The organism is Actinomadura barringtoniae (assembly GCF_017573505.1).
Classification (GTDB): Bacteria; Actinomycetota; Actinomycetes; order Streptosporangiales; family Streptosporangiaceae; genus Spirillospora; species Spirillospora barringtoniae.
This window is the reverse complement of sequence record NZ_JAGEOJ010000043.1, coordinates 1-25,676: the sequence shown is the minus strand read 5'-3', so window position 1 is coordinate 25,676 and position 25,676 is coordinate 1. Positions and strand designations below refer to the sequence as shown.

General features: G+C 71.6%; 18 protein-coding genes. 12 read left to right on the top strand and 6 right to left on the bottom strand.

All coding sequences use genetic code 11. The features are described from left to right. Positions 1-209 precede the first annotated feature (209 nt). Positions 210-368: a hypothetical protein gene (locus tag J4573_RS52735; RefSeq protein ID WP_208264067.1), complete on the bottom strand. Its 159-nt coding sequence runs from the start codon at positions 366-368 to the stop codon at positions 210-212. Between the two features lie 165 nt (positions 369-533). After that, positions 534-1,136, bottom strand: coding sequence for a TetR/AcrR family transcriptional regulator (locus J4573_RS52730; protein ID WP_208264066.1), 603 nt, complete (start codon positions 1,134-1,136; stop codon positions 534-536). Between the two features lie 136 nt (positions 1,137-1,272). Here J4573_RS52730 and J4573_RS52725 point away from each other — a divergent pair, with 136 nt between their 5' ends. Then, positions 1,273-2,157 carry an NmrA family NAD(P)-binding protein gene (locus tag J4573_RS52725; protein WP_208264065.1) on the top strand — a complete coding sequence of 295 codons (885 nt, stop codon included), beginning with the start codon at positions 1,273-1,275 and terminating at the stop codon, positions 2,155-2,157. On the opposite strand, the gene J4573_RS52720 is transcribed toward J4573_RS52725, so the two are convergent. Further along, complete coding sequence (locus J4573_RS52720; RefSeq protein ID WP_208264064.1) at positions 2,158-3,345, bottom strand: NAD-dependent epimerase/dehydratase family protein; 1,188 nt, start codon at positions 3,343-3,345, stop codon at positions 2,158-2,160. An 89-nt stretch (positions 3,346-3,434) separates the two neighbouring features. On the opposite strand from J4573_RS52720, the gene J4573_RS52715 reads away from it, so the two are divergent. Then, positions 3,435-4,040 (top strand): TetR/AcrR family transcriptional regulator, encoded by a 606-nt coding sequence (locus tag J4573_RS52715; protein ID WP_208264063.1) that lies wholly within the window; start codon positions 3,435-3,437, stop codon positions 4,038-4,040. On the opposite strand, the gene J4573_RS52710 is transcribed toward J4573_RS52715, so the two are convergent. Beyond that, a complete protein-coding gene (locus tag J4573_RS52710; RefSeq protein ID WP_208264062.1) occupies positions 4,037-4,408 on the bottom strand; it encodes a hypothetical protein in 372 nt (123 codons plus the stop codon). The two genes, J4573_RS52715 and J4573_RS52710, sit on opposite strands and share 4 nt — an antisense overlap. Before the next feature lie 228 nt (positions 4,409-4,636). On the opposite strand from J4573_RS52710, the gene J4573_RS52705 reads away from it, so the two are divergent. From J4573_RS52705 to J4573_RS52690, 4 genes are all read left to right on the top strand, one after another. Beyond that, entirely contained in the window at positions 4,637-5,518 is an 882-nt protein-coding gene (locus J4573_RS52705; protein WP_208264061.1) for a polysaccharide deacetylase family protein, read from the top strand. A 152-nt stretch (positions 5,519-5,670) separates the two neighbouring features. Next, the gene (locus tag J4573_RS52700; RefSeq protein WP_208264060.1) at positions 5,671-6,231 is read left to right on the top strand and encodes a DUF1707 and DUF4870 domain-containing protein; all 561 of its coding nucleotides are present in this window, start codon (positions 5,671-5,673) and stop codon (positions 6,229-6,231) included. Between the two features lie 268 nt (positions 6,232-6,499). Further along, complete coding sequence (locus J4573_RS52695; protein WP_208264059.1) at positions 6,500-7,867, top strand: FAD-binding oxidoreductase; 1,368 nt, start codon at positions 6,500-6,502, stop codon at positions 7,865-7,867. Between the two features lie 112 nt (positions 7,868-7,979). Further along, a complete protein-coding gene (locus tag J4573_RS52690) occupies positions 7,980-9,245 on the top strand; it encodes a class I SAM-dependent methyltransferase (RefSeq protein ID WP_208264058.1) in 1,266 nt (421 codons plus the stop codon). Positions 9,246-9,388: 143 nt separating this feature from the next. Here the strand turns inward: J4573_RS52690 and J4573_RS52685 are convergent, their stop codons facing one another. Next, on the bottom strand, positions 9,389-10,702 hold the full coding sequence (locus J4573_RS52685; protein WP_208264057.1) for an Ig domain-containing protein: 1,314 nt from the start codon (positions 10,700-10,702) through the stop codon (positions 9,389-9,391). Positions 10,703-10,752: 50 nt separating this feature from the next. Continuing rightward, entirely contained in the window at positions 10,753-11,709 is a 957-nt protein-coding gene (locus J4573_RS52680) for a LysR family transcriptional regulator (RefSeq protein WP_208264056.1), read from the bottom strand. A gap of 418 nt (positions 11,710-12,127) precedes the next feature. Between J4573_RS52680 and J4573_RS52675 the strand changes: the two genes are divergently transcribed. The 6 genes from J4573_RS52675 to J4573_RS52650 form a co-directional block, all read left to right on the top strand. After that, a complete protein-coding gene (locus tag J4573_RS52675; RefSeq protein ID WP_208264055.1) occupies positions 12,128-18,652 on the top strand; it encodes a type I polyketide synthase in 6,525 nt (2,174 codons plus the stop codon). Beyond that, positions 18,649-22,491: a beta-ketoacyl synthase N-terminal-like domain-containing protein gene (locus tag J4573_RS56540; RefSeq protein WP_208264054.1), complete on the top strand. Its 3,843-nt coding sequence runs from the start codon at positions 18,649-18,651 to the stop codon at positions 22,489-22,491. The genes J4573_RS52675 and J4573_RS56540 overlap by 4 nt, the downstream gene beginning before the upstream one ends. After that, positions 22,491-22,970, top strand: a complete 480-nt coding sequence (locus J4573_RS52665) for a hypothetical protein (RefSeq protein ID WP_208264053.1) — start codon at positions 22,491-22,493, stop codon at positions 22,968-22,970. Before J4573_RS56540 ends, J4573_RS52665 begins: the two co-directional genes overlap by 1 nt. Next, the gene (locus tag J4573_RS52660) at positions 22,963-23,727 is read left to right on the top strand and encodes an alpha/beta fold hydrolase (protein WP_208264052.1); all 765 of its coding nucleotides are present in this window, start codon (positions 22,963-22,965) and stop codon (positions 23,725-23,727) included. The genes J4573_RS52665 and J4573_RS52660 overlap by 8 nt, the downstream gene beginning before the upstream one ends. Then, entirely contained in the window at positions 23,724-24,884 is a 1,161-nt protein-coding gene (locus tag J4573_RS52655) for a glycosyltransferase (RefSeq protein WP_208264051.1), read from the top strand. The genes J4573_RS52660 and J4573_RS52655 overlap by 4 nt, the downstream gene beginning before the upstream one ends. Then, the coding region (locus tag J4573_RS52650) for a hypothetical protein (protein WP_372443057.1) at positions 24,881-25,676 on the top strand (796 nt) is incomplete at its 3' end. The genes J4573_RS52655 and J4573_RS52650, both read left to right, overlap by 4 nt.

Here is a 25,676-nt window from a genome sequence, read left to right as displayed (position 1 = left end):
GGCCCCTGCGCGCTGTTGCTGGGGCGCGTACCGCGTCGCGTGTAGCTGCAAGGCACGCACTGGCACCGGCCGCACCCGCATGGTGGCGCTTTGGAACGCGTTGGACCGTCGGGCGTGGGCCACTGCGTTCATCTGTATGCGCCGCCCCCTGGGCTGCGACATCGCGCTTGGCCAGAAGCGCGCGCTCGCCTCGCGCGCTCGCCTCGCGTTCACGCCGTGTGGCGTGCAGTTGTGAAGCACCGCGGCAACGTGCGCGGCCGCCTGGCGCGTGCGGTTGCATGGCGCAGCCGCAGCCGCAGCCGCAGCCGCAGCCGCAGCCGCAGCCGCAGCCTCAGCCGCCGGGCGCTGGGCGCTGTGGTTCCGCGCATCGGTTATGGCGTGCTGTCGCATGGCGTGCTTGGGGAGCGCGGCGGTCCGTTGGGTGGGGCGCTGCGTTTACCCGTGCGGTCCGCGCTGGGGCTGTGGCATCGCGCGCCTGCATGAGCTGAGCGCTGTTGCGTTGTGTGGCGGCTCGGGGTGTTGGGTTCAGGGGGTTAGGCGAGGTGTTTTTCTAGGGTGTTGGTGATGAGGGTGTCTATGAAGGTGCGGGGGATTTTGGCGCCGGTCAGGGCTCTGTAGATGATGGGGCCGGTTAGGGCGTCTCGGGCGGCTTCTGTGTCTAGGGCGGGGGAGAACTCGCCGGAGTCGATGCCTCGTTGGAGCATTTCTCGTTCTGTTTGGCGCTGGGGGTCCAGGTAGCGCTCGTGGAAGGTCTTGGCCATGGCGGGGTCGTGTTGGGCCTCGCCGATGAGGGCCAGGAGGACCATGCCGGCTGGGTCCTTGGTGAGGAAACGGGCTAGGGCGCGTAGGTAGCGGCGGGTGTTTTCGAGTGCGGAGGCTGTTTCCGGGACGGGCAGCTGGCGGCCTGCGTCCTCGATCAGGGTGTCCAGGAGGATGTCGACCTTGGACGGCCACCAGCGGTAGATCGTCTGTTTGGCGACTCCGGCTCGGGCGGCGATGCCTTCGATGGTGAGGCCGTTGAAGCTGCGTTCGACGAGCAGGTCGTCGGTGGCGTGCAGGACGGCCAGGCGCGCGTTCTCGTCGCGGCGGTGGGGTGCACGGCCCTTGGTGGCGCGGGTTCCGTCGTCGGTGGCCAAGTCGTTCTCCCAGGTCTGAGCGTTGGCGCACAGCTTAGCGCGACGCGGCGTTGCGGCTGCGCTAGACAAGACGCAACGTTGCGTCTAGCTTGGTGAGTGGCGGCCGGTCGGCTGCCTGACGGAGAAGGAGACTCTGATGATCGTCATTACCGCACCTACCAGCACCATCGGCCGCCTGCTCGTGGACGACCTGCTCGAGCACGGGGCGCGGCTGCGGCTGATCACGCGGGACGCGTCGCGGTTGGCGCCGGACGTTCGGGAACGGGCGGAGGTCGTGGAGGGCTCGCATGGGGATCCGGTCGTGATCGCGCGGGCCTTCGAGGGGGCGGAGGCTGTTTTCTGGCTGGCGCCGGGCGACGGGGCCGAGCCCAGTGGGGAGGCCGCTTTCGTCGACTTCACGCGGCCTGCGGCGCAGGCGTTCGCGCGGCATGGGGTCCAGCGGGTCGTGGGGATCTCGGCGCTGGGGCGCGGTACGGCGCAGGCCGAGCGGGCGGGGCTGGTGACCGCCTCGCTGGCCATGGACGACCTCATCGGCGATTCGGGCGTGGCCTATCGGGCCGTGGTATGCCCCTCGTTCATGCACAACCTGCTCAACCACGTGGGGTCCATCAAGGAGCAGGGCAAGTTCTTCCTGATGGCCGACCCGGACCTGAAGGTGCCGACGGTCGCCACCCGTGACATCGCCTCCACGGCGGCGCGGCTGCTGCTCGACGACTCGTGGTCGGGGCAGGGCGAGGTCGCCTGCCTGGGGCCGGAGGACCTGTCGCCCAAGGAGATGGCGCAGATCATCTCCGAGGTGCTGGGCAAGGAGGTCACGTTCGTGCAGGTCCCGGGGGCGGCGCTGAAGGAACGCCTCATGGGCTTCGGGTTCAGCGAGGGGATGGCGCAGGGCATGGTCGAGATGTTCGACGCCAAGAACGAGGGCATGGACAACGCCGTCGCCCGTACCGCCGAATCGACCACGCCCACCTCGTTCCGGCAGTGGTGCGAGGACGTGCTCAAGCCCGCCGTCGACCAGTGATCACGCGACGCCGTGGGCGATGAGGCTGTGGGCGCAGTCAAGGACGGCTTCGCGGCCCGGGCGCGGGTGCCAGCCCAGGACCCGGCCGGCCTTGTCGATGCTGTGGCGGCTGCGGCGGCCCAGGCCGGGGAGGATCTCCTGCAGCGAGGTGTCCTGCTCGGCCGCCTGGCGAACGATCTCGTCGTCGAGCTCGAGGGTGGCGACGTTCGCGGCGGCTTCGCCCAGGCCGTCGCGGAGGGTCTGGGCGATGTCGGCCATCCACATGAAGTCGCCGGTGGCCAGGAAGCGTTCGCCCGCGGCCTCGGGGGTGGTCATCGCGAGGATGTGGGCGTCGGCCAGGTCCCGTACGTCCACCACCTCCAGGCCGACGCGGGGGATGCCGGGCATCTGGCCGTTCAGCATCGCGGCGATGATGCCGACCGAGCCGAGCGTGGTGGTGGACATGATCGGGCCGAACACGGCGCCGGGCAGGACCGTGGTGAGCTCCGGGCCGGTGGGGTGGGCCGCGGCGAAGTCCCAGGCGGCGCGTTCGGCCACGGTCTTGGAACGGCGGTACGGGATGAGCGTCGGGTCGTCGGGGTCGGTCCAGAGCGTCTCGTCGGTGATGCCGTCTTCGGCGTACGAGGACGGGCTCGCGGTGTTGGCGGCGGAGGTCATCACCACGCGCCGTACGCCGGAGTCCGCGGCGGCCTGGAGCACGCGGAGCGTCCCGCCGCGCGCGGTGTCGATCAGCGCCTGCGGGCCGGCGCCGCTGAGGCCGAGCGGGGAGGCTACGTGGAGAACGAAATCCACGCCGTCCATCGCCGCCTTCCAGCCCTCGTCGCGGGTCAGATCGGCATGGGCGAACGAGAGCCGGTCGCCGGAAGCCGTCTCGGCCGCCACAGAGGCCGTCTCGGTCGCCCCGGCGTCGGCCTCGGCCGCCCCAGCGCCGGCCTCGGTCACCCCAGCGTCGGCCTTGGTCACCAGCGTGTCAGCCTCGGTCGCCGCTGGGTCAGCCTCGGTCGCCGCTGGGTCTGCCTCCGTCGCCGCGGAGCCCATCTCGGTCGCCACCGCGTCCCGGACGGCCTGCTCCTTGGCGGCCGTACGGACCGTCGTGCGCACGTCGTAGCCGCGGCGGAGCAGCTCGGCCACGCATCGGCTCGCCACATAGCCGGTGCCGCCGGTCACCAGCACGAGTTCATTGGACATGTCTGCCCCCTGCACGAGTTGTCTACGACTGTAGACTTGTTTGTCTACGAGTGTATACATAGAGTGCGGGTGGTCGTGGAAGGGGGCTCGTGGCTGACGAAGAGGTGCGGTCGCGGCGGCGGGACGCCGCTGCCACGCGGCAGGCGATCCTGGACTCGGCGCGCGACGCGTTCGCCCGCCGGGGGTACGACGGCGTCGGCGTACGCGAGATCGCGGCGGGGGCAGGGGTCACCGCGATGCTGGTGAACCGCTACTTCGGGTCCAAGGAGCAGCTGTTCCTGGAGGTCGTGGTCGGCGCCATGAACTCACCCGAGGTGCTGCGCCCCGAACTCATCGAACGCAAGGACGTGCCGCGGGCCCTCGCCGAGGCGTTGGTGCGGCGGACCGGGTACGGCGATCCGGCCCCGGAAGGGCTGCTGATCCTGCTGCGGGCACTGTCCAACCCGGTGGCGACCCGTACCGCCCGGGAGCAGATCGAACGGCATCACCACCGGCAGGTGGCCGAGGTCATGGACGGTCCGCACGCCCCCGAACGCGCCGCCCTGGTCCTGTCCACGGTCGTCGGCTTCCAGGTCATGCGGCAGATGTACGGCCTAGGCGCGCTCGCCGACGCCGATCCAGAAGTGCTCGCCGACCTGCTGACGGCCCAGCTGGAGCAGCTCTTCTCCCAGGGCTCAGAAGACAGTCAGGGCTAGGAAGACACTGCCTCGCCGGGGGAGCCGGGGTCTATGCGGCGGTCGCGGTTGCGCTCGTTCCAGGCGCGCATGCGGGGTGGGTAGCCGACGATCTGGACGTCGTAGATGGGCAGGCCGAGGTCGCGGGCCACCTTGCCGATGACCTTGGGCGAGCCGACCCGGCGACGGGTCCATTCGCCGTCGAACGCGACGGCCACGGCGGTCGTGTCGGTGGCGAAGGTCTCCGGCTCCACGAAGAACTCGACACCCTGCTTGCTGCGCGCGAACGCGATCAGCGCCTCGATGTCGGAATCGGTGGCCTCGCGGTCGAGCTTGGTGACCGTCGTGCCACGGTGCCTGCGGATCCCGAACCGGTCCCGGAACCTCATCGCCTGATCCGTCCTCTGCTGCCGCCCTGGAACCGTTCCGGGGCACTTGGCGAGTAAGACAATAACGATCGTCCGGTAGATCTAGGTTCCCGACACCGGGCGAAGGCCGCGTCCAGAGGCCAGGAGGCGTGTCCGGAAAGGTTCCGACTCGGGCGTGTTTTGCGCTCCCTTTTGATGGTCCATGCTCATACACTGCCGACCGACGGGATCTAGCCGGAGGGAACCTTCATGCGCGGTCGGTACAGGCGTTGGACTGCTCTTACGGTCGCCCTGGCGGCCTCAGGATGGCTGAGCACGCTCACGCCCGCCACCGCGACGACGACCGCGGCGACCGCGCTGCCGAAGGCCGGGCCGAACGAGGCGCTCGCCGTCGTCAGCGCGCCCGCGGCGAACCCAGCGCCCCCGGCCGACCAGGCGGCCCCGGCCGACCAGGCGGCTCCGACGGACCAGGCGGCTCCGACGGATCAGGCGGTCCCTGGGACGGCGGCGGCCAGCGGCAAGGTCGACTGCAAGAAGCAGAAGTGCATCGCGCTGACCTTCGACGACGGGCCGATGAGCAGCACGTCCAAGCTGCTGAAGATCCTGGCCAAGCGCAAGGTGAAGGCCACGTTCTTCCTGATCGGGCAGAACGTGAGGGCGCACCCCTCGCTCGTACGGCAGGAGCTGGCGGCCGGGCACGAGATCGGCAACCACAGTTACACGCACGCCGACCTGGCGCGGGCCTCGGCGAGCAAGGTGCGCTCTGAGCTGTCCAAGACGCAGTCGGCGATCCACAAGGCCGCCGGGATCACGCCCGTCCTGATGCGGCCACCGGGCGGTGCGACCGACTCGACCGTCGCGTCGATCACCCGCAAGATGAAGCTCGCGCAGATCCTGTGGGCGGTCGACCCGAAGGACTGGCGCGACCGCAACTCCAAGCTGGTGGAACGCCGGGTGGTCGGCGGCGCGCGGCGCGGCTACATCATCTTGATGCACGACATCCACCCGACGACGGTCGCGGCGGTGCCCAACATCCTCAAGCGCCTGGCGGCCAAGGGGTACGTCTTCGTGACGGTCTCCCAGCTCTTCGGCCACCCGCTCACCCCGGGCAAGAAGTACACCAAGCGCTGACCCCACACGCCGCGCCCAGACCCCCAGGCTGCTCATCCGCGTCCGGGGTGCTCATCCGTGTGGGGCGCTCATCCGTGTGGGGTGCTCATCTCAGGGGTGAGTCAGGGGCTTCCCTGATGGTGGGTGGTCGGCGGCCGCTTCACGATTGAGGCATGGACATTCATGCAGCGGGGGATCTGCGCGTTTCCGACGCCGAGCGGGAGCCGGTGATCGAACGGCTTCAGGTGGCCTATTCCGAGGGCCGGCTGGACCATGACGAGTTCGACATGCGCATGCACTTGGCCATGACGGCCAAGACGCGCGGCGACCTCTCCAAGGTGCTCTTCGACCTGCAGCCCGTTCAGTACGAGGGCAAGCGCAAGGGCGGCAACCCGGCCCCCTGGACAGGGGTGGGGGACGGTCCGTGGACGGGCGCGGCGCCGACGGGGGAGGAACGGGTCTGGGCGGCGGTCGCGCACGCGATCGGCTACCCGACGGTCTTCGTGGGGCCGCTGGTGCTGATGCTCTGGAAGGGGCGCAGCTCGGCGTACATCCGCAGGCACGCGGCGGAGGCGGTCAACTTCCAGCTGACCGTGCTGCTGGCGGTGATCGTGACGTTCGGGCTGCTGGGCTTCCTGTACGCGGTGACCTGGATCGTCGCGGCCGTGGCGGCCATCGTGGCGCTGGCGGGCGGGTCGTTCCGCTACCCGTTCATCCTCCGCCTGATCAAGTGACCTGATCCCCGGCCCCTGGGATCTGCGGATGGGCTCCAGCTGTCTCTGAAGGCCTTCAAACCGCCGCTGACGGGCCCCGGCCGTCTCCGGCCGTCTTCAGACCACCTTTGGCCGCCTGCAAACCGCCTCTGTGGAGGTTTCTGGAGGCCTCTGAGGCTCCCGGTGTCCTAGGTCCGGGATATTCCCCTCCCTCCCTGTGATGACCCTCTCGTCCCAGTTATGTGGCAGATACATGGGATGATCGGTTTACTTAGCGCGGGAGGGGTGCATGACGGAGCTTCTGGTCAAGGGCGATCATCAGCGGGCGGTCGAGGCGTTGCGGCGGTCGTACGAGGCGATTCCGCAGGGGACGCCGGTGCGGCTGGCGAAGAAGACCTCCAACCTGTTCCGGTGGCGCGACCCGTCCGAGGCGCCTGGCCTGGACGTTTCCGGGTTCGACAAGGTCCTGAGCGTCGATCCCGAGACCAGGACCGCGCAGGTCCAGGGGATGACGACCTACGAGGACCTGGTCGACGCGACCCTTCCCCACGGCCTGATGCCGTCCGTCGTGCCGCAGCTGAAGACCATCACGCTCGGCGGCGCGGTGACCGGGCTCGGCATCGAGTCCACCTCGTTCCGGCTTGGACTGCCCCACGAGGCGGTGCTGGAGATGGAGGTGCTGACCGGAGACGGCCAGATCGTCACCGCCACGCCCGACAACGAGCACAAGGACCTGTTCTTCGGCTTCCCGAACTCCTACGGGACGCTCGGCTACTCGCTGCGGCTCAAGATCCAGCTGATCGAGGTCAAGCCGTACGTCCGCGTCCGGCACCTGCGCTTCGACGACGCGGGGGAGTGCGCGCGGACCCTGGCCGAGATCACCGAACGCGGGACCTACGACGGCGAGACCGTCGACTTCATGGACGGCACGGTCTTCTCGGGGAACGAGCAGTACATCACGCTGGGCTTCTTCACCGACGAGGCCCCCTACACCTCCGACTACACCGGCCAGGAGATCTACTACAAGTCGATCCAGCGGCGGTCGGTCGACTTCCTGACCGTGCGGGACTACATCTGGCGCTGGGACACCGACTGGTTCTGGTGCTCGGGCGCGTTCGGCGTCCAGAACCCGACCGTGCGGCGGCTGTGGCCGGACAAGGCCAAGCGCTCGGACGTCTACCGCAAGATGGTCGCCTACGACCGGCGGTTCCAGATCATCGCCCGGGTGGAGCGGTGGCGGGGGCTGCGGCCGCGCGAGGACGTCATCCAGGACATCGAGGTGCCGGTCGAGCGGCTGCCGGAGTTCCTGGAGTTCTTCCACGACAAGGTGGGTATGAGCCCGATCTGGCTCTGCCCGCTGCGGGCCAAGGAGAACTGGCCCCTCTACCCGCTGGAGCCTGGCCGCACGTACGTGAACGTGGGGTTCTGGGGGACGGTCCGCATCCCGATGGGCCAGATCCCCGAGTATCACAATCGTTTGATCGAACGTAAGGTCGCGGCCCTTGACGGGCACAAGTCCCTCTATTCGACTTCTTTTTATAGCCGGGAAGAGTTCTGGCGCCACTACGACGGGGAAACCTATCGGCGGCTGAAGGACGCCTATGACCCCGCCAAGCGGCTCCTGGACCTCTACGACAAATGCGTCGGCGGACGCTGACCAGCGTCCGCTATCGGGGGGAGGGCCCCGAGTGGGCCCGCAAGGGCTCCGGGTGGGGCCGACGGTGACCCCATGGGCCCCCTGCGGGGGCTGAGAGACAGGAGGGATCAACATGTCACTGGCCAGAGTCTTCGAGCGGCTCGCGGGGGCCGGGGCGCCAGTGGAGTTCACGGCCTATGACGGGTCGCGGGCGGGGGTTCCCGGCGCCGGCATCCGCTTCGACGTCCGGTCGCCGTACGCGGTGTCCTACCTGGTGCACTCGCCGGGCGCGCTCGGGCTGGCCCGGGCGTACGTCGCCGGCATGATCGACGTCAGCGGCGACATGTACACCGCGCTGAAGACGATGCAGCAGGTGATGGGCGAGGTGAAGCCGGCCGACAAGCTCAAGATCGTCGGCTCGGTGCTGGGCGACCCGCTGCTGCGCGCCGCGGTCACCCGCCGCCTGGACCCGCCGCCGCAGGAGGCGCCCGTCACGCGCGTCTCGACGTTTCTGCGGCACTCCAAAAAGCGCGACGCCAAGGCCATCTCCCACCACTACGACGTTTCCAACACCTTCTACGAGTGGGTGCTCGGCCCGTCCATGGCCTACACCTGCGCCTGTTACCCCGAGGAGCACTCCACCCTCGAGGAGGCGCAGTTCCACAAGCACGACCTGGTGGCCAAGAAGATCGGCCTCAAGCCGGGGATGCGGCTTCTGGACGTGGGCTGCGGCTGGGGCGGCATGGTCATGCACGCCGCCAAGGAGTACGGCGTGAAGGCCCTCGGGGTCACGCTGTCCAAGCAGCAGGCCGAGTGGGCGCAGAAGGCCATCGCCGACCGGGGCCTGACCGACCTCGCCGAGGTCCGGCACATGGACTACCGGGACGTCACCGAGACCGGCTTCGACGCGATCAGCTCGATCGGGCTCACCGAGCACATCGGCAAGGCCAACCTGCCGTCCTACTTCGCCTTCCTCAACGGGAAGCTGAAGCCGTACGGCCGGATGCTGAACCACACGATCACCCGCCCGGACAACCTCGCGCCGTCGATGAAGCAGGACGGCTTCATCAACCGGTACGTGTTCCCGGACGGCGAGCTCGAGGGCCCCGGCTACGTTCAGCAGCAGATGAACGACGCCGGCTTCGAGATCCGGCACCAGGAGAACCTGCGCGAGCACTATGCCCGCACGCTGACCGGCTGGTGCCGCAACCTCGACGACCACTGGGAAGAGGCGGTCGAGGAGGTCGGGGACGGCATCGCCCGGGTGTGGAAGGTCTACATGGCCGGCTGCGTCCTCGGCTTCGAGCAGAACTGGATCCAGCTCCACCAGACGCTCGGCGTCAAGCTGGACGAGAAGGGCGCCTCGCACATGCCCCTCCGTCCGGACTGGGGCGTCTGACCTGTCTGACCGGGTGTGACGTGTTCTGACCGTAAGGAACGTTCGAAAGACAAGAGCAAGAGCAAGAGCGGGACCTGGGCCATCGCGCCGAGGTCCCGCTCTCGTCTTGAGAAGAAGTAGGACCGGCAGACCAGCAGAACCCGTTAGAACCAGCTGACAGTCCACATGAAGCCGACGCTGCCGCTCTTGCCCGTGGTGTCGGTGGCGGTGACCTTCACGGTGAACGTGCCGACCTGCCAGGGCTTGCCGGTGACGAGGCCGCTCGCGCTCATCGACAGTCCGAACGGCAGGCCGTCGGCCTTGTAGGTGAGCGCGCCGGTGCCGCCGCTCGCCTTGATCTGCAGGTTCACGGCCTTGTTGAACGCGGTGGACTGGTCGCCCGGGCCGGTGACCGTGGGTGCGTCGCCGCCCGGCGGCGGGGTGCCGGAGCCCGGGATCGCCTCCGGCGGCAGGTGAACGAGCCAGACCTGCGTCTCGTTCTCCGAGGCCACCAGCACGGAGGCCGTGTCGTAGTAGGTGATGGCCTCGCCCTGCCCCTGGCTCGGCAGCGCGACCTTGGCGAGCTGCTTGCCGGTCGCGTCGTAGAACCAGGCCGAGTTCTCGCCGAGCGGGCCGCCGCTGCGCAGCGCGTAGGCCTTGCCGTCGGGGGAGAACGCGCCGTCGGTGGCGAACTTGGGTGCGGGCCTGCCGGTGTCGGTGAGCGTGTTGGTCTGCCCGGCGTTCAGCGGGTCGGGCGCCGTGTAGAGCCTGCCGTCGCCGGTGTAGTTCTTGCTGGCCACGTACAGCTGCCCGGTCGCCGGGTCGAGCGGCATCGACTCGGCGTCCTTGGCGCCGTCGGCGAACTTCAACTGGAACTTCGTGGCGGGCAGCGTCGCGTTCGCGAGCGTGTCCGGCTCGGGCAGCCGGTAGACGATCGGGTCGCGGTTGCCGAAGTTGTTGCCGATGTCGCCGACGTAGATGGACGACCGGCCCGTCTCGTCCTTGCCGACGGCGATGGCCTCCCAGTCGGTGTTGGGCGCGCCCGACAGGCTCAGCTTGGCCTTGAGCTGCCCGGTCGCGGTGTCGATGGCGAAGATGTCGGCGCTGTTCCCGCTGTCGTTGTGCGCGTAGACGACACCGGGGAACCGCGCGCTCATCGCCAGCCCGCTGATCTCGGTCAGCCCCGACGGCAGCGTGAACTTCTTCTCAGGCGGCGCAGCCGCGGCGACAGCCGCACCAGCGGGCAAGGCGGCATGAGTGGTGGCGTGCGTTCCAGCGCGCGCACCGGCCGTCGCGGCGGCGGGCAAGGCGGCGGGCCAGGCGGCGCGGGTGCCGGTAGGCGCACCCGCGGCCGCGGTGGCTGCACCTGCGGGCGGCGGGGTGAACGCCGCGGCCGCCAGGGCGGCGGCGCTGGCGGTGGCGCAGGCGGCGGTGGTCAGGCAGGTCGCGCGGGTCGCGGGGTGAAGGGTTCGGAACATGCTGCCAATGTGGCGGCCCCGGGTGCGACTGCCAACCAAGCGCTTGATGCCTAGGCGGTATGGGGTGATGTCGTCGACGGCATGCGACCTGGGCCGTTCAGCGGGGAGCGGGGGGCCGGCACCAGCGGCCGGTGGCGGGTGGGGGTGTTCTGGCGGGCGTACAGCAGGAAGGAGCGCGCGGCCCGGCTGAGCGTGCCGCGCTGGTGGACCAGGCCGACCGTGCGGATGAGCGGCGGGTCGAACGAGCGGATCTCCACGCGGGTGCCGAACGTGCGCTCGGCCATGTCGCGGTACCAGATCAGCGAGCCGACGCCCTCCAGGACCGCCGACACCCAGGCGATGCGCTGGTCGGACTCCAGCGCGGCGACCGGCCTGATGCCGAGCAGCGCGAACATCGCCTCCTGCTCGGTGCGGCGGCCGGTGCCGCGGTTGGCGAGGATCATCGGGAGGCCGTCCATCAGCCGCATGGGGACCTCGGGCGGGAGCGGGGTGCCGGGCGGTGAGACCAGGACCACCTCGCGGTCCTGGACCCGGTGGGCCTTCAGCTGCTCGTCGACCGGAAGGTCGACGAGGCCGAGCTCGGCGTGGCCCTTGCACAGGGTCTGGACGAGCAGTTCACGGCCGTCGCAGCGCCGCACGTCCACGCTGATGCCCGGGTGGGCGTCGGTGAACGCGGGGATGGTGACGGCCTCGAGGTCGATGGCGAGGGTCGGGGTGGTGACCAGGCGCAGCTCTTCGAGGTGGCGGGTGCCGCCGGCGCGGCCGACGTCCTCGATGGCGTCCACGGTGGCCAGGATCGTGCGGGCGAGCCGGGCCACACGCGTGCCTTCGGACGTGAAGGCGACGCCGCGTCCGTCCCGGGCGAGGAGCTCGACGTTCAGCTCGCGCTCCAGGGCCCGGATGGCGCGGGACAGCGCGGGCTGCGCGACGAAGACCGCCGCCGCCGCGGCCGTGATGCTCCCGTGGTCCGCCACCGCGATGAGATACCGCAGCTGCTGGAGAGTCATGCGTGGAACGTAACCGGCAAGCAAGCGCTTGTCACCGGTGTTGGACCACTCGTTGGCGCCCGTTCCCCACATGCTCACAGTTCCACGAGGCCGTGAAGAGGACACATGATCGAATTGGTATGGGTCCCATGCCGAATAGGTATGGGCGGGAAATCCTGCACCGGGCGTACTGGCCGGTCACATGGGCCCCGGTCGAGACCCCCTCGGTATCCGGCGCATGCCGCACGAGCATGAGATCTCACAAAACCCCAGGTCACAGCTGTCAACAGCGCCAGTCCGGCCGCTGAAAGGGGCTGTTGACACGCCCTTTATCCAGCCCTGACGATTCTGCGCGACGTGACGGATTTGTGCGTCCCGCCCCGCCGATACCGAATTTTTTCCCGCCTCGGGGTGCGCCGCATGCTTAAGGAGGACCCCCGTGACCTCTCCGCCGGCCGGCCGCGAGCTCATCATCGCGGTCACCCCCTTCGACGAGCCGAACCCCCGGCTGGCGGCGGCGGCGATCCGCGCCGGCGCGCTCGGGGTCCTGGACCTCGGCCGCGACGAGGGTGCCGCGCGGTCCGCGGCGGCCGAGCTCGGCGCGTGGTTGCGCCGCCCGTACGCGGTGCGCGTCCCCGACGGCTGCCCGCTGACGCCGTCCGCGCTCCCGGACGAGGTCGACACCGTGATGGTCGCCGTTCCCGAGGGGATCGGGCTGTGGTCGGACGGCGGGCGGCGACGGGTCCTGGTCGAGGTCAGGGACACCGCGCAGGCCGCCCAGGCGATCGCGGACGGCGCCGCCGGGCTGATCGTGCGGGGGAACGAGGGCGGCGGGCGCGTCGGGGATCTCACCACGTTCATGCTGCTCCAGCACGTGCTGGCGGCCGAGCCCGGCGTGCCGGTCTGGGCGGCGGGCGGCATCGGCCCGCACACGGCGGCGGGCGTCGTCGCCGGGGGAGCGGCCGGGGTCGTCCTCGACGCACAGCTCGCCCTCACCACCGAGTCCCGCTCCGTCCTGCCTGCTGCGGTCTCCGCAGCGATCCGGGCCATGGACGGCAGCGAGCCGAGCCTTACGCATGGCCGCAGGGTGTTCACGCGGCCGGGTCTGCCCGCGCCGCTGCCGATCGGCCAGGAGGGTGCGTTCGCCGCGCCGCTCGCCGACCGGTACGCCACCACGGGCGGGGTGATCCAGGCCGTCCGGGAGGCGATCCTCGCCGGTGTGGCCGAGGCCCCTGCCGTACGGCTGAACGTGGCCCAGGGGCCGATGACGCGGGTCAGCGACCAGGCGGCCTTTGCCGAGCAGGTGGCGAAGGAGGGTGGCCTGCCCTTTCTGGCGCTGGCGCTCATGCGAGGCGATGAGGTCCACCGGCTGCTTCTGGAGACGGCCGAACGCCTGGGAGACCTGGACTGGGGCGTCGGCGTTCTCGGCTTCGTCCCTGCTGAACTGCGCGCCGAACAGCTGGACGCCATCACCCGGGTAAGGCCTCCGTTCGCGCTGATAGCGGGCGGCAGGCCTGCGCAGGCCGCGCCTCTGGAAGAGGCGGGCATCCGCACCTATCTGCATGTGCCGTCCCCGGGCCTGCTCAAGCGATTCGTCGCGGAGGGCGCGCGACGCTTCGTCTTCGAGGGAATGGAATGCGGAGGGCACGTCGGGCCGCGGGCAAGCCTGCCTTTGTGGGAGGCACAGCTCAGCGTCCTTGCGGACGAGGGAGTCGCCCCTGCCGAGCTGGACCTGCTCTTCGCGGGAGGCGTTCACGACGCTCGCTCCGCCGCCATGGTCGCAGCCGCCGCAGCACCCCTTGCGGCACGCGGGGCCTCGGTGGGGGTGCTCATGGGAACGGCCTACCTGTTCACCGAAGAGGCCGTCGCGGCAGGCGCCATCCAGCCCGGCTACCAACAGGCCGCGTTGGAATGCTCCCGGACCACCCTGCTGGAAACCTCGCCCGGCCACGCCACCCGCTGCGCCGACACCCCCTACGTCACCACGTTCGCCCACACCCGGGACCGCCTCGCCGAACAGGGCGCGGAACGCCGCGACATGTGGGCCGAGCTGGAACAGCTCAACCTCGGCCGCCTCCGCATCGCCAGCAAGGGTCTGCGCCGCCCCGGCAACGTGCTGGAACGCGGGCCAGACAACGTGCTGGAACGCGTGCCAGAGGAAGAGCAGCGCGAGCAGGGCATGTTCATGCTCGGCGACGTCGCCTCCCTGCACGCCACGACCACCACCATCGCCGATCTGCACGCCCAGGTCACCCAGGGCTCGGCGGACCATCTCGCCGCCCGCGCGCAAGACTTCGAGCCCGCGCGGCCGCAGCACCGACCTGAGCCCCTGGACGTCGCCATCGTCGGCATGGCCTGCGTCTATCCCGACGCCGCCGACCTCGCGGGCTTCTGGCGCAACGTCGTCTCCGGCACCGACGCCGTACGGGAGGTTCCGGCCGAGCGCTGGGACGCCGACACCTTCTACGATCCCGACCCCGAACTCGCCGGGGACCGCACGCCGTCCAAGTGGGGCGGGTTCCTGCCGCCGATCCCGTTCGACGCCCTCGCGTACGGCATCCCGCCCGCCTCGCTCGCCAGCATCGAACCGGTGCAGCTCCTCGCCCTGGACGTGGCGGCCAAGGCGCTCGGCGACGCGGGCTACGCCACCCGGCCGTTCGACCGCGCCCGCTGCTCGGTGATCTTCGGCGCGGAGGCCGGAACGGACCTGGCCGGGGCGTACGGGTTCCGCTCGCTTTACCCCGCCTACCACGGCGAACTGCCCGCCGACCTGGACCGGCAGCTGCCGAGCCTGACCGAGGACTCCTTCCCCGGCGTGCTGGCCAACGTGATCGCGGGCCGCATCGCCAACCGCCTGGACCTCGGCGGCGTGAACTACACCGTCGACGCCGCCTGCGCCGCGTCCCTCGCCGCCGTCGACCTGGCCTGCAAGGAGCTGACCACCGGGTCCAGCGACATGGTGCTGTGCGGCGGCGCCGACGTGCACAACGGCATCAACGACTTCCTGATGTTCTCGTCGGTGCACGCACTGTCGCCGAGCGGCCGGTGCGCGACGTTCGACTCCGGCGCCGACGGGATCGCGCTCGGCGAGGGCGTCGCGTGCGTCGTGCTGAAGCGGCTCGCGGACGCCGAACGCGACGGCGACCGGATCTACGCGGTCATCAAGGCCGTCGCGGGCTCCAGCGACGGCCGCTCGCTCGGCCTCACCGCGCCCCGTCCCGAGGGCCAGCGGCTCGCGCTGGAACGCGCCTACGAACGCGCCGCGATCGACCCTGCCGAGGTCGGGCTGGTCGAGGCGCACGGCACCGGAACGGTCGTCGGCGACCGGACCGAACTGGCCACCCTGACCGGCGTCTTCGGCGAGTCCGGTGCCGCCCCGGGCAGCGCGTCGCTCGGCTCGGTGAAGTCGCAGATCGGCCACACCAAGTGCGCCGCGGGCCTGGCCGGGCTGATCAAGGCCGCGCGGGCGGTGCACGCCGGAGTACGGCCGCCGACCCTGCACCTGCGCGAGCCGAACGCCTACTGGGAGCCGGACGCCAGCCCGTTCTTCTTCGACGGCGAAGCCCGGCCCTGGACGGCTCCCGCCGCCGGTCGCGTCGCCGGAGTCAGCGCGTTCGGCTTCGGCGGTACGAACTTCCACGCCGTCCTCACCGGCTACGACGGCGGCCCCGAGCCCGCTCATGGTCTGGATGAATGGCCCGCTGAGCTCTTCCTCTTCGGCGCCGATGACGATCTGGCTCGACTCGCGGCGCTCATAAGGTCGAACGACGCGGCGGGGCGCCCGTTGCCGCTCCGCTCGCTGGCTGCGGCGGCGCATCGCGAACGGACGCCGGGCCCCGCGCGTGCGGCCATCGTCGCGACCGACCTCGACGAGCTGGCCGCCCGGCTCCCGGCCGTCACGCTCGCTGAGCCGTCCGCCCCTGAGAAGGTCGCGTTCCTCTTCCCGGGGCAGGGCAGCCAGCGGCCCGGCATGCTCGCCGACCTGCTGATCGCCTTCCCCTGGCTGCGGACAGTGCTCGATGACCGGGTCGATGAACGGATCGCGGCGGCGATGTTCCCGCCCGCCGCGTTCACCCCCGAACAGCGCGTCGCGCAACGCGACGCCATCACCGACACCCGCGTCGCCCAGCCCGCGCTCGGCGTCGCCGGGATCGCGCTGCACCGGCTCCTCGACGCGCTCGGCGTCCGGCCCGACCTCGCCGCCGGGCACAGCTACGGCGAACTCGCCGCGCTCTGGGCCGCGGGCACGTTCGACACCGCCACGCTCCTGCGCCTCAGCACCGAACGCGCGGACGCGATCCTCGCCGCCGCCGACGGCGATCCCGGAACGATGGCCGCGGTCAAGGCCACCGCCGACGACGTCCGCGCGCGGTTGAACGACCCGTCCGTTGTGATCGCCAACCACAACGCGCCTCGGCAGTGCGTCATCTCAGGCCCGACGGACGCGGTCGAACGGGCCGTCGAGTCCCTGCGCGCCGCCGGAATCCAGGCCGAGCCGATCCCGGTCGCCTGCGCGTTCCACAGCACCGTGGTCGCCGCCGCGTCCGGCACGTTCCGCGAACGCCTCGACGCCGCAGACGTCGGCAGCCCGGCGTTCCCGGTCTGGTCCAACACCACGGCCGCCGCCTATCCCGCCGAGCCTGACGCGTTGCGGGAACTGCTCGCCCGGCAGGTGGCCGAGCCGGTCCGCTTCGCCGAGCAGATCGAGGCGATGTACGAGGCGGGCACGCGCGTCTTCGTCGAGACAGGGCCCGGCAGGGTCCTCACCGGCCTCGTCGGCAAGATCCTCGGCGACCGCCCGCACACGGCGGTGGCGTGCGACGTGCCCGGCGAGCACGGGCTGACGCGGCTGCTCACCGCCCTCGCCGAGCTGGCCGTCGCCGGTCTCCCGGTCGACGCCGGGCCGCTCTTCGGGGGCCGCGCCATCCCGGCCGCCGAGATCCCCGAACGCAGGCCGGGCTGGCTGGTGAACGGCCATCTCGTCCGTACGGCCGACGGCGAGTACCTGTCCGGAGGCCTGTGCCCCGCGCGCCGGATCGCGGCAGCTCCAGCCGCGGTTGCGGCCGACCGCGACTCGACGGTCCTCGAATACCTGCGGGCCTCACGCGAGATGGCCGCCGCGCAACGCGACGTCATGCTCGGCTACCTCGGCACGAACGTGCCTCCTGCCGCGCCGATCCAGGACCCCGTCGTCTACCAGCTGGAACCCGAGCAGGAGCCCGACGGGGCCGTGGCGTCGGCGCCGGTGCCGGTGAACGCGATGGAGGCGGTCCTCGACATCATCGGCGGCCGGACCGGATATCCGCGCGACATGCTCGACCCCGGGCTCGACCTGGAGGCCGACCTGTCCATCGACTCGATCAAGCGCGTCGAGATCATCGGGGAGCTGGCCGACCGGCTCGGCCTGTCCGCTCCCGGTACCGCGCTGGACGAGTCACTGGTGGAGCAGGTCGTCCGCATCAAGACCATCGGCGGCATCGTCGAATGGATCGAAGGTGGAGAAGACGCGCCGGGCGCCATCGACCGGCACGTCATCGAGCCCGTTCCGCTCCCGCCCGCCGATGCCGCCGAGGCCGCCGACCTGACCGGGCGGCGGTTCGCGATCGTCGAGGACGGGCACGGCGTGGCGCTCGACCTGGCCGTTCTCCTGGAGGAACACGGAGCTCAGGTCACCGACGTCGAGGCGGCCGACGGGCTCATCGACCTCAGCGGCCTCGGCCCCGGCCAGGCGCCCGTCCTGCCCGCCGCCTTCGAGGGCCTGCGCGCCGCGCTCACCGGCGGCGTCACGCAGTTGCTCCTGGCCACGAGCTCGGGCGACCCGATCCCCGGCGCGGGCATGCGCGGCTTCGCCCGTACGGCGGCGATCGAGTATCCCGACGTCGCCGTCCGCGCCGTCGAGGTCGATCCGAAGGACGAGCCGCACCGCGCCGCCCGCCAGCTCCTCACCGAACTCTGCGACGCCGAAGGCCCGGTCTTCGTCGCCCACACCGCCGACAACGCCCGCATCACCCTCCAGCCCGTTCGGGCGCCCCTGGCCTCAGACACCGGACCGCCGCCGCTGACCGCGGAATCGGTCGTGCTCGTGACCGGCGGAGCCCGTGGCATCACCGCACGGACCGCCCTCGGCCTCGCCCGCGCCACCGGCTGCCAGATCGAGCTCGTCGGCCGTACGAGTCCGGACGGCCCGACCCTGGACGGCCCGACCCCGGACGGCCCGGCCCTCGACGGCGCGGCCCTCGACGGCCCGGCCCTCGACGGCCCGGCCCTCGACGGCGACGCAGCAGAGCTCCGTACCGCGCTCATCGAGCAGGGCATGCGCGCGCCCGCCGAGATCGAGGCGGCGATCGCGCGGATCCTCGCCGCCCGCGAGATCCGCGCCACGCTCGCCGAGCTGCCCGGGGCGACCTACCACGTAGCCGACGTACGCGACGCGGCGGCCGTACGGGCCGTCATCGACGACGTCTACGCGCGCCACGGCCGCCTCGACGGCGTGATCCACGGCGCCGGCCTCCTGGAGGACCGGCTGCTCGCCGACAAGGACGCCGAGTCGTTCGAACGGGTCTTCTCCACCAAGGTGGACGGAGCCCTCGCGCTGGCCGACGCGCTGCGCACCGACGTCAAGTTCCTGGCGTTCTTCGGCAGCGTCGCCGGGGTCTACGGCAACCGAGGCCAGGCCGACTACGCCGCCGCCAACGACGCCCTCGACACCTTCGCGCACGCCTGGTCCGGACGCTTCAACGGCCGCGTCCTCGCCGTCGACTGGGGTCCGTGGGCCAGCGCGGGCGGCGGCATGGTCACGCCCGAACTCGAACGCGCCTACGCCCGCCGCGGCATCTCGCTCCTGGACCCGGACGCCGCCGTCGCCGCGTTCCTCGCCGAACTGGGCGCCGGGCTCAGCGCCGGAACGGGACTCGGCACTCGGCAGGTCGTCATCACCGCTCCCGCCGAGGACGGCGAGCGGTGAAGCCGACCGACGCGGCGATCGTCGGCATCGGCGCGCTCTTCCCGCGTGCCTCCGGCCCCGCGGAGTTCTGGCGTTCCGTCGAGGACGGCGTGGACGCGATCGCCGACGTGCCGCCCGAACGCTGGGACCCCGGCGTCTACTACACGCCCACCGGCGAGGAGCACGGAGCCGACCGGTTCTACTGCCGTCGCGGCGGCTTCATCGACGACCTCGCCTCGTTCGACCCGATCCGCTTCGGGGTCATGCCGAACGTCGTCGACGCCACCGAGCCCGACCAGCTCCTGGCACTGCGCGTCACCGCCGAGGCGATCGCGGACGCCGGAGGCGAGGACCGGCTGCCGGGCGACCGTTCCCGCATCGGCGTCGTCTTCGGCCGCGGCGGCTACATGGGCGTGGCCACCGCCCGCCTCGACCAGCGCGTCCGTACCGCGCACCAGCTCGCCGCCACCCTCCGCGACGTCGCGCCCGAGCTGGGCGAGGAGAAGATCGCCGCGATCCGGGCCGCGTTCCAGGACGGCCTGGGCGCCGACCGGCCGGAGGCGGCGATCGGGCTGGTGCCGAGCTTCACCGCCGCCCGCATCGCCAACCGGCTCGACTTCGGCGGCCCCGCCTACACCGTCGACGCGGCCTGTGCGACGTCGCTGCTGGCCGTCGAACAGGCCGCCGCCGAACTCGCCGCGGGCCGCTGCGACGTGATGGTCGCGGGCGCGGTCCACCACACCCACATCGCCACGCTCTGGTCGGTGTTCACCCAGCTCCGCGCGCTCAGCCCCAGCCAGCGCATCCGCCCGTTCGACCGCCGCGCCGACGGCACGCTCATCTCCGAGGGCACCGGCGTGGTGCTGCTCAAGCGCCTGGCCGACGCCGAACGCGACGGCGACCGGATCTACGCGGTGGTCCGGGGCACCGGGACCGCCAGCGACGGCCGCGCCAGCAGCCTGATGAGCCCACTGGTTGACGGCCAGGTCCGCGCCCTCGAACGCGCCTGGCGAGCCGCCGGACTCGACCCGACCGCGCCCGGCGCCCTGGGTCTGTTGGAGGCACACGGCACCGGCACCCCGGTCGGCGACGACGCCGAGCTCGCCACCCTCGCCCGAGTCTTCGGCCCACGTACCTCCACCGCGGCGGCCATCGGGCTCGGTACCGTCAAGTCGAACATCGGCCACGCCATGCAGGCCAGCGGGATCGCCGGGCTCATCAAGGCCGCGCTGGCCGTTCACCACCGCGTCCTGCCGCCGACCCTGCACGTGGACGACCCGCACAAGGGCTTCGCGGCGACCAGGATGCGGCCTCTCCTCGACGCTGAACCCTGGGAGAGCACCGGTACGCCGCGCCGCGCCGGGGTCAACGCGTTCGGATTCGGCGGCATCAACGCGCACGCCGTGCTGGAGGAGCCGCCCGGGACGTTCACCCCCGCCGTCCGCGTCACCGAGCCGCCGCGCGTCCTCCTCATCGCCGGCCAGACGCCCGCCGAGGTCGCCGAACGCCTAGCCGACACGCACCGTTCCCGAACCCCGGGCGACGGCCCGTGCCGCCTGGCGATCCTCGACCCCACGCCGCGCCGCCTGGAACTGGCCGCCAAGGTCGTCGCCCGAGCCAAACCCTGGCGCGGACGCAGCGACGTGTGGTTCACGCCGAAACCGCTCGGCGGCCGGACCGCGTTCCTCTTCCCCGGCCTGGCGCTGGAGGGGACCGGCGAACTGCTGGGCCAGGCCGTCGACGACATCGGCTCCGGCCGCTCCCTCACCGCCGCGCTCGAACGGATCGGCATCCGCCCCGACCTGCTCGCCGGCCACAGCCTCGGCGAATGGACGGCCATGGTGGTCGCGGGCATGTACCCGCGCGAGGCCATCGACGCCTTCCTCGACTCCCTGCGCCCCGGCACCCTCGACGTCCCCGACCTCGTCTACGCCGCCGTAGGCTGCGGCGCCGCCCAAGCCGCCGCAGTCGCGGGGCACGTTGTCGTCTCGCATGACAACTGCCCGCATCAGTCGGTCATCTGCGGCCCGGCGGCCGACGTCGCCGAGGCGCTGCGGCGCCTTGCCGCCGAGGGGGTGCTCGGCCAGGAGCTGCCGTTCCGCTCCGGGTTCCATACGCCCATGTGGGAGCCCTACCTGGATCAGGTCCGCGCCACCTTTGCGCGGCTGCCGCTGCGGCCACCGGCCGTACCGGTGTGGTCGGCGACCACCGGTGAGCCTTACCCGGCCGCCGAGGAGGACGTGCGGGCGCTGGTGATCCGCCACCTCCTGGAGCCGGTCCGGTTCCGTGCGCTCACCGAACGGCTGTACGCCGAGGGCGTCCGGACGTTCGTTCAGGTCGGGCCCGGCGGCCTGCCCGGCTTCGTCGACGACACCCTCCGCGACCACGACCACCTGACGGTCGCCGCCGACGACGCGGCCGGGCTGCCGCGCGTCGCGGCGGCCCTGTGGACCGAGGGCGCCTCGCCGCGCTGGGAGGCGATGAACGTCCGCGTCCCGCAGCGCGAGGTCCGCCTGGCCCTCGGCTCACCGATCATCTCCCTCAACGGCCGGACGCCGCAGGCCGCCGCTCCGAGGCAGCCGGTGCGGCGGGACCACCCCGTGCTCGCGTCCCTGGACGCGGCGCTGGACGACATGAGCGCTGCTGTCCGTACGGTCGTCGACGCCTGGCAGGAGCCGGTCGCGCCCGAACGCGCCGAATCGCGCACGCGCCGCGAGTTCTCGCTGGCGACGATGCCGTACGTCCTCGACCACTGTGTCTACCTGCAGCCGGACGACTGGCCCGACGACTCCGACCGCTTCCCGGTCGTGCCGATGACCACGCTCCTGGAGGTCATGGCCGGCGCCGCCCTCGAACTCGTCCCAGGCAAGGTGGTGGCGGGCTTCGCGGGCGTACGGGCGATGAGGTGGCTGCCCGTCGCGCCCGCCACGACCGCAGACATCATCGCGACCCGGCGCGCCCCGGACACCGTCCGCGTGACCGTCACCGGCTTCGCCTCCGCCGACGTGCTGCTGTGCGACTCGTACCCCGTGCCGCCCGAGCCTCGGCACACCGCGCTCGCCGGCGCAGAGTCGCCGCCCGTCAGCGCCGCAGGCCTGTACGACGACCGCTGGATGTTCCACGGCCCGGGCTTCGCGGGTGTACGGGACGTTCGCGAGATCTCCGAGGAGGGCATCGGCGGCGAGCTGGAGGCGCTGCCGGCGCCCGGTGCGCTCCTGGACGCTGCGGGCCAGCTCTACGGCCACTGGATGCAGGTGCGCCTCCCGACCGACCGGCTCGTCTTCCCGGTCTCGATCGACCGCGTTCAGCTGTACGGCCCGCATCCGAGGCCTGGCGCGCGCCTCGTTCACAGCGCTCGCATCCGTTCGGTCAAGGCCGACATCGTGCGCGGCGACATCGAGCTGAGCGCGCCGAACGGCCGTCTGTGGGCGCGGATCGAGGGCTGGGCGTACCGCCGCTTCGCCGCCGACGAACGCGTCTGGCCCATGAAGTTCACCCCCGAGACGCACGCGATCGGCGAACCGCAGCCGGACGGGACCACCGTGGTCAAGCGCCGCTGGACCGACGCCGCGTCCCGCGAACTGGTGATGCGCCGCTACCTGGGCGCCGCCGAACGGACCGAGTACGAGGCGCTGACGCCCCGCGCCCAGCAGTCGTGGCTGCTCGGCCGGATGGCGATCAAGGACGCCGTCCGGCACGCCCGCTGGGCACGCGGCGACGGCCCGGTCTTCCCCGCCGAGATCCGCGTGGCCGACGACCTATCGGTGGCGGGCGCCCGCGTACGGCTCGAACGCTCCGACGACGACCTCGCAGTCGCCCGCTGCGACCTGGACGATCCGAACGGCCTGGAGGCTCTCTGATGACACCCGACGGCATCCTTGCCGAGATCGCCGAGATGCTCGTCGACGTGGTCGGCGAGGAGATCCTGCTGATCGGCGAGCTCACGCACGACACCTCGTTCAACGACGACCTGGCGCTGGAGAGCATCGAGTTCGTCGCGCTCGCCGAACGCCTCCAGCTCCGCTACGGCGAGCGCGTCGACTTCATGGTGTTCCTGGCCGGCATGGACATCGACGAGATCATGGGCATGACGCTCGGCGACCTGACCTCCCACATAGCCGCGAGCCTGGACCCGGGCCTTGACCCGGCGCCGGACCTGGCCCCGGCGCAAGCCCCGGACCCAGAGCAAGCCCCGGACCTGGCCCCGGCGCCGGACCTGGCGTCGGACCTGGCCTCGGCGTCGGCCCCGGACCTGGCCTCGGCGTCGGCCCCGGACCAGGCGTCGGCGTCGGCCCCGGACCCGGCTTCGAACGGCGCGTTGGAGGGCAGCCGTGCCTGACCTGCTCGCCGGGGGTACGCGCTTCCATGTCCAGCACATCCCGGGCGACGGGCCGGCCGTCGTCTTCCTGCACGGCCTCGTTCTGGACAACCTGTCGAGCTTCTACTACACGCTCGCGGGCCCGGTGGCGGCGACCGGCGCCGAGGCCGTGCTGTACGACCTGCGCGGTCATGGCCGTTCCGAGCGCCCGCCCACCGGCTACGACGTGCACGACGCGGTCACCGACCTGGTCGCCGTACTGGATGTGCTCGGCATCGACCGGCCCGTTCACCTGGTCGGCAACAGCTACGGCGGCGTGATCGCACTGCGCGCCGCGCTGGACCGCCCCGACCTGGTCGCCGGGCTCGCGCTCATCGAGGCGCACGCCACCGGCGACTGGATCGACCGGATGAGCGACACCCTCGCCGTCGCCGCGCTCGGCCTCGAACACGACCGCGTACCCGAGCAACTGCGCCGCCTCGGCGCCCGCAAGGAGGCGCGGATGGCCGCCACCGCCGACGCGCTCCTGAACGGCACGACGCTCATCGACGATCTCGCCGCGACCCCGCCGTTCGGCCCGGCCGAGCTGACGTCGGTGCGCTGCCCGGTGCTGGCGCTGTACGGGGAGCACTCGGAACTGGCGGGCGCGGGCCGTGACCTCGGCCTGCACATCCCCGACTGCACCGTTCACGTTCTGCCGGGCCTGGCCCACACCGTTCTGCGCGAGGCGACCGCCGAGGTCCGCGACCTCCTCCTGGACTGGCTCGGGCAGCCATGAGCCGCTTCCTGTTCGTGGTCCCGCCGCTGGCCGGGCACGTGAACCCCACGATCGCGGTCGCCAAGGAACTCGCCGTACGCGGCCACGAGGTGGCGTGGTGCGGTCCGGGCGAGGTGCTCGGCTGGCTGCTGCCCGCCGGTTCGCGCATCTACGAGGCGGGCAAGGACGGCGACCTGGGCTCCCTCCACCTCCGCTGGGGCCATTTGCGCGGCGTCGCGGCCCTGAAGTTCCTATGGGAAGAGGCGCTGGTGCCACTGGCCCGCGACATGATCCCGGGCGTCGAAGCGGCCGTCGACGCGTTCCGCCCCGATGTCGTCATCGCCGACCAGCAGGCGCTCGCCGGTGCGATCGTGGCGCAGCGGCACGCCCTCCCGTGGGCGACGTCCGCCACCACCTCCGCCGAATTCACCCGCCCCTTCGAGGGCTTCCCCAAGATCGACCAGTGGGTCCGAGACCAGATCAGCGAGCTGCTGGTCGAATACGCCCGGACCCCGGCCCCCGCCTGGGACCCACGCTTCTCCGACCGCCTGGTGATCATCTTCTCGACATCAGTCCTGGTAGGCGATCGCAACTTCCCCGACCACTACGTCTTCGTCGGCCCCGCGTTCGGCCCGCGCCCCACCACCGAGACCGACTTCCCCTGGGAACGCCTGGTCCCCGGCCGCCGCCGCATCCTGGTCTCCCTCGGCACGCTGAACGGCCAGGCCGGAGCCCGCTTCTACCCGGCCGTGATCGAGGCCACCCAGGACCTCGACGTCCAGGTCGTCCTGGCCGCGCCACCCGAACTCCTCGACGACGCCCCTGCGCCGCCCCACGTAGTCGTCCAGGAATACGTCCCGCAGCTGCTCCTACTGCCCCACCTCGACGCGGTCGTGTCGCACGGCGGGCACAACACCGTCTGCGAATCCCTGGCGCACGCCCTGCCGCTGGTAGTCGCGCCCATCCGCGACGACCAGCCGATCATCGCCGAACAGGTCGTGGCCGCCGGGGCCGGCATCCGCGTCAGGTTCGGGCGGGCCCGCGTACCGGAGCTGCGCGACGCCATCTCCGCCGTCCTCGACGAGCCGAGCTACCGGGAGGGCGCCCGGCGCGTTCAGGCGTCGTTCGCCGCCGCGGGCGGGGCCACCGCCGCCGCCGACCGGCTAGAGGCGCTGTGACCTTCCCCTGGCTGGCGTCGCTGCTGCTGTACGACCTGGCCACCAAAACACTCCGGACCAGACGCCGCCTCCGCGCGCTGCCCGTCCTCGAAGCAGCCGGCCCACCCGAGTCCGAAGACTGGCGGGTGATGAGTGCACAGGGCGTCCGCGTAGACGCCGACACCCGCCGCGCCGCCGTCGCCCACGCACTGCGCCGCCGCCTCGAACTGGTGGACCTGGTCCCCGGCGACCTCCACACCGAGGGCGCGATAGAGCTCTTCCGCTACGTGGACCCGGCCGCCCGCGTGTCCAGGCGCCGCCTTCGCAAGAACCGCGCCCTCAGCGCAGGCCACGCGCTCGTCGTCGACGGCGGCCTAGCCCGCCGAGCCGAGGTCACCGGCGCCTCCGGCCTAGACCCCGTCGAATTCATCCAGCTCACACGCCTCCTGCGGCGCCACGCCCCCCGAACCGCCGGACTCGCGGTCGCGCCCCGCCTGGCCGCCTGCCCAGTCGACGCCCGCTGGCGCAAACCCTGCCTGCGCGCCCTAGAGGTCCCCGTCCCAGTGGCGATGCTCTTCCAATTCACCGAACTAGCCGGCTTCGCCGGCGCAATCCGCGTAGCCCCGATCTGGGGCCTGATCCCTCTGCTCCTCTTCTGGCTCCAACCCCTACTCATCTTCGCCGGCAGCCACCCCATCCACCCCCGCGACCTACCCCGAGCCACAACCCTCCGCCCCGCCCTCCGTCTCTACACCTGGCTCCGAGCCATAACCGCCCGCCGCCCCACCCACAACGCCTCTCAACCACCCACCC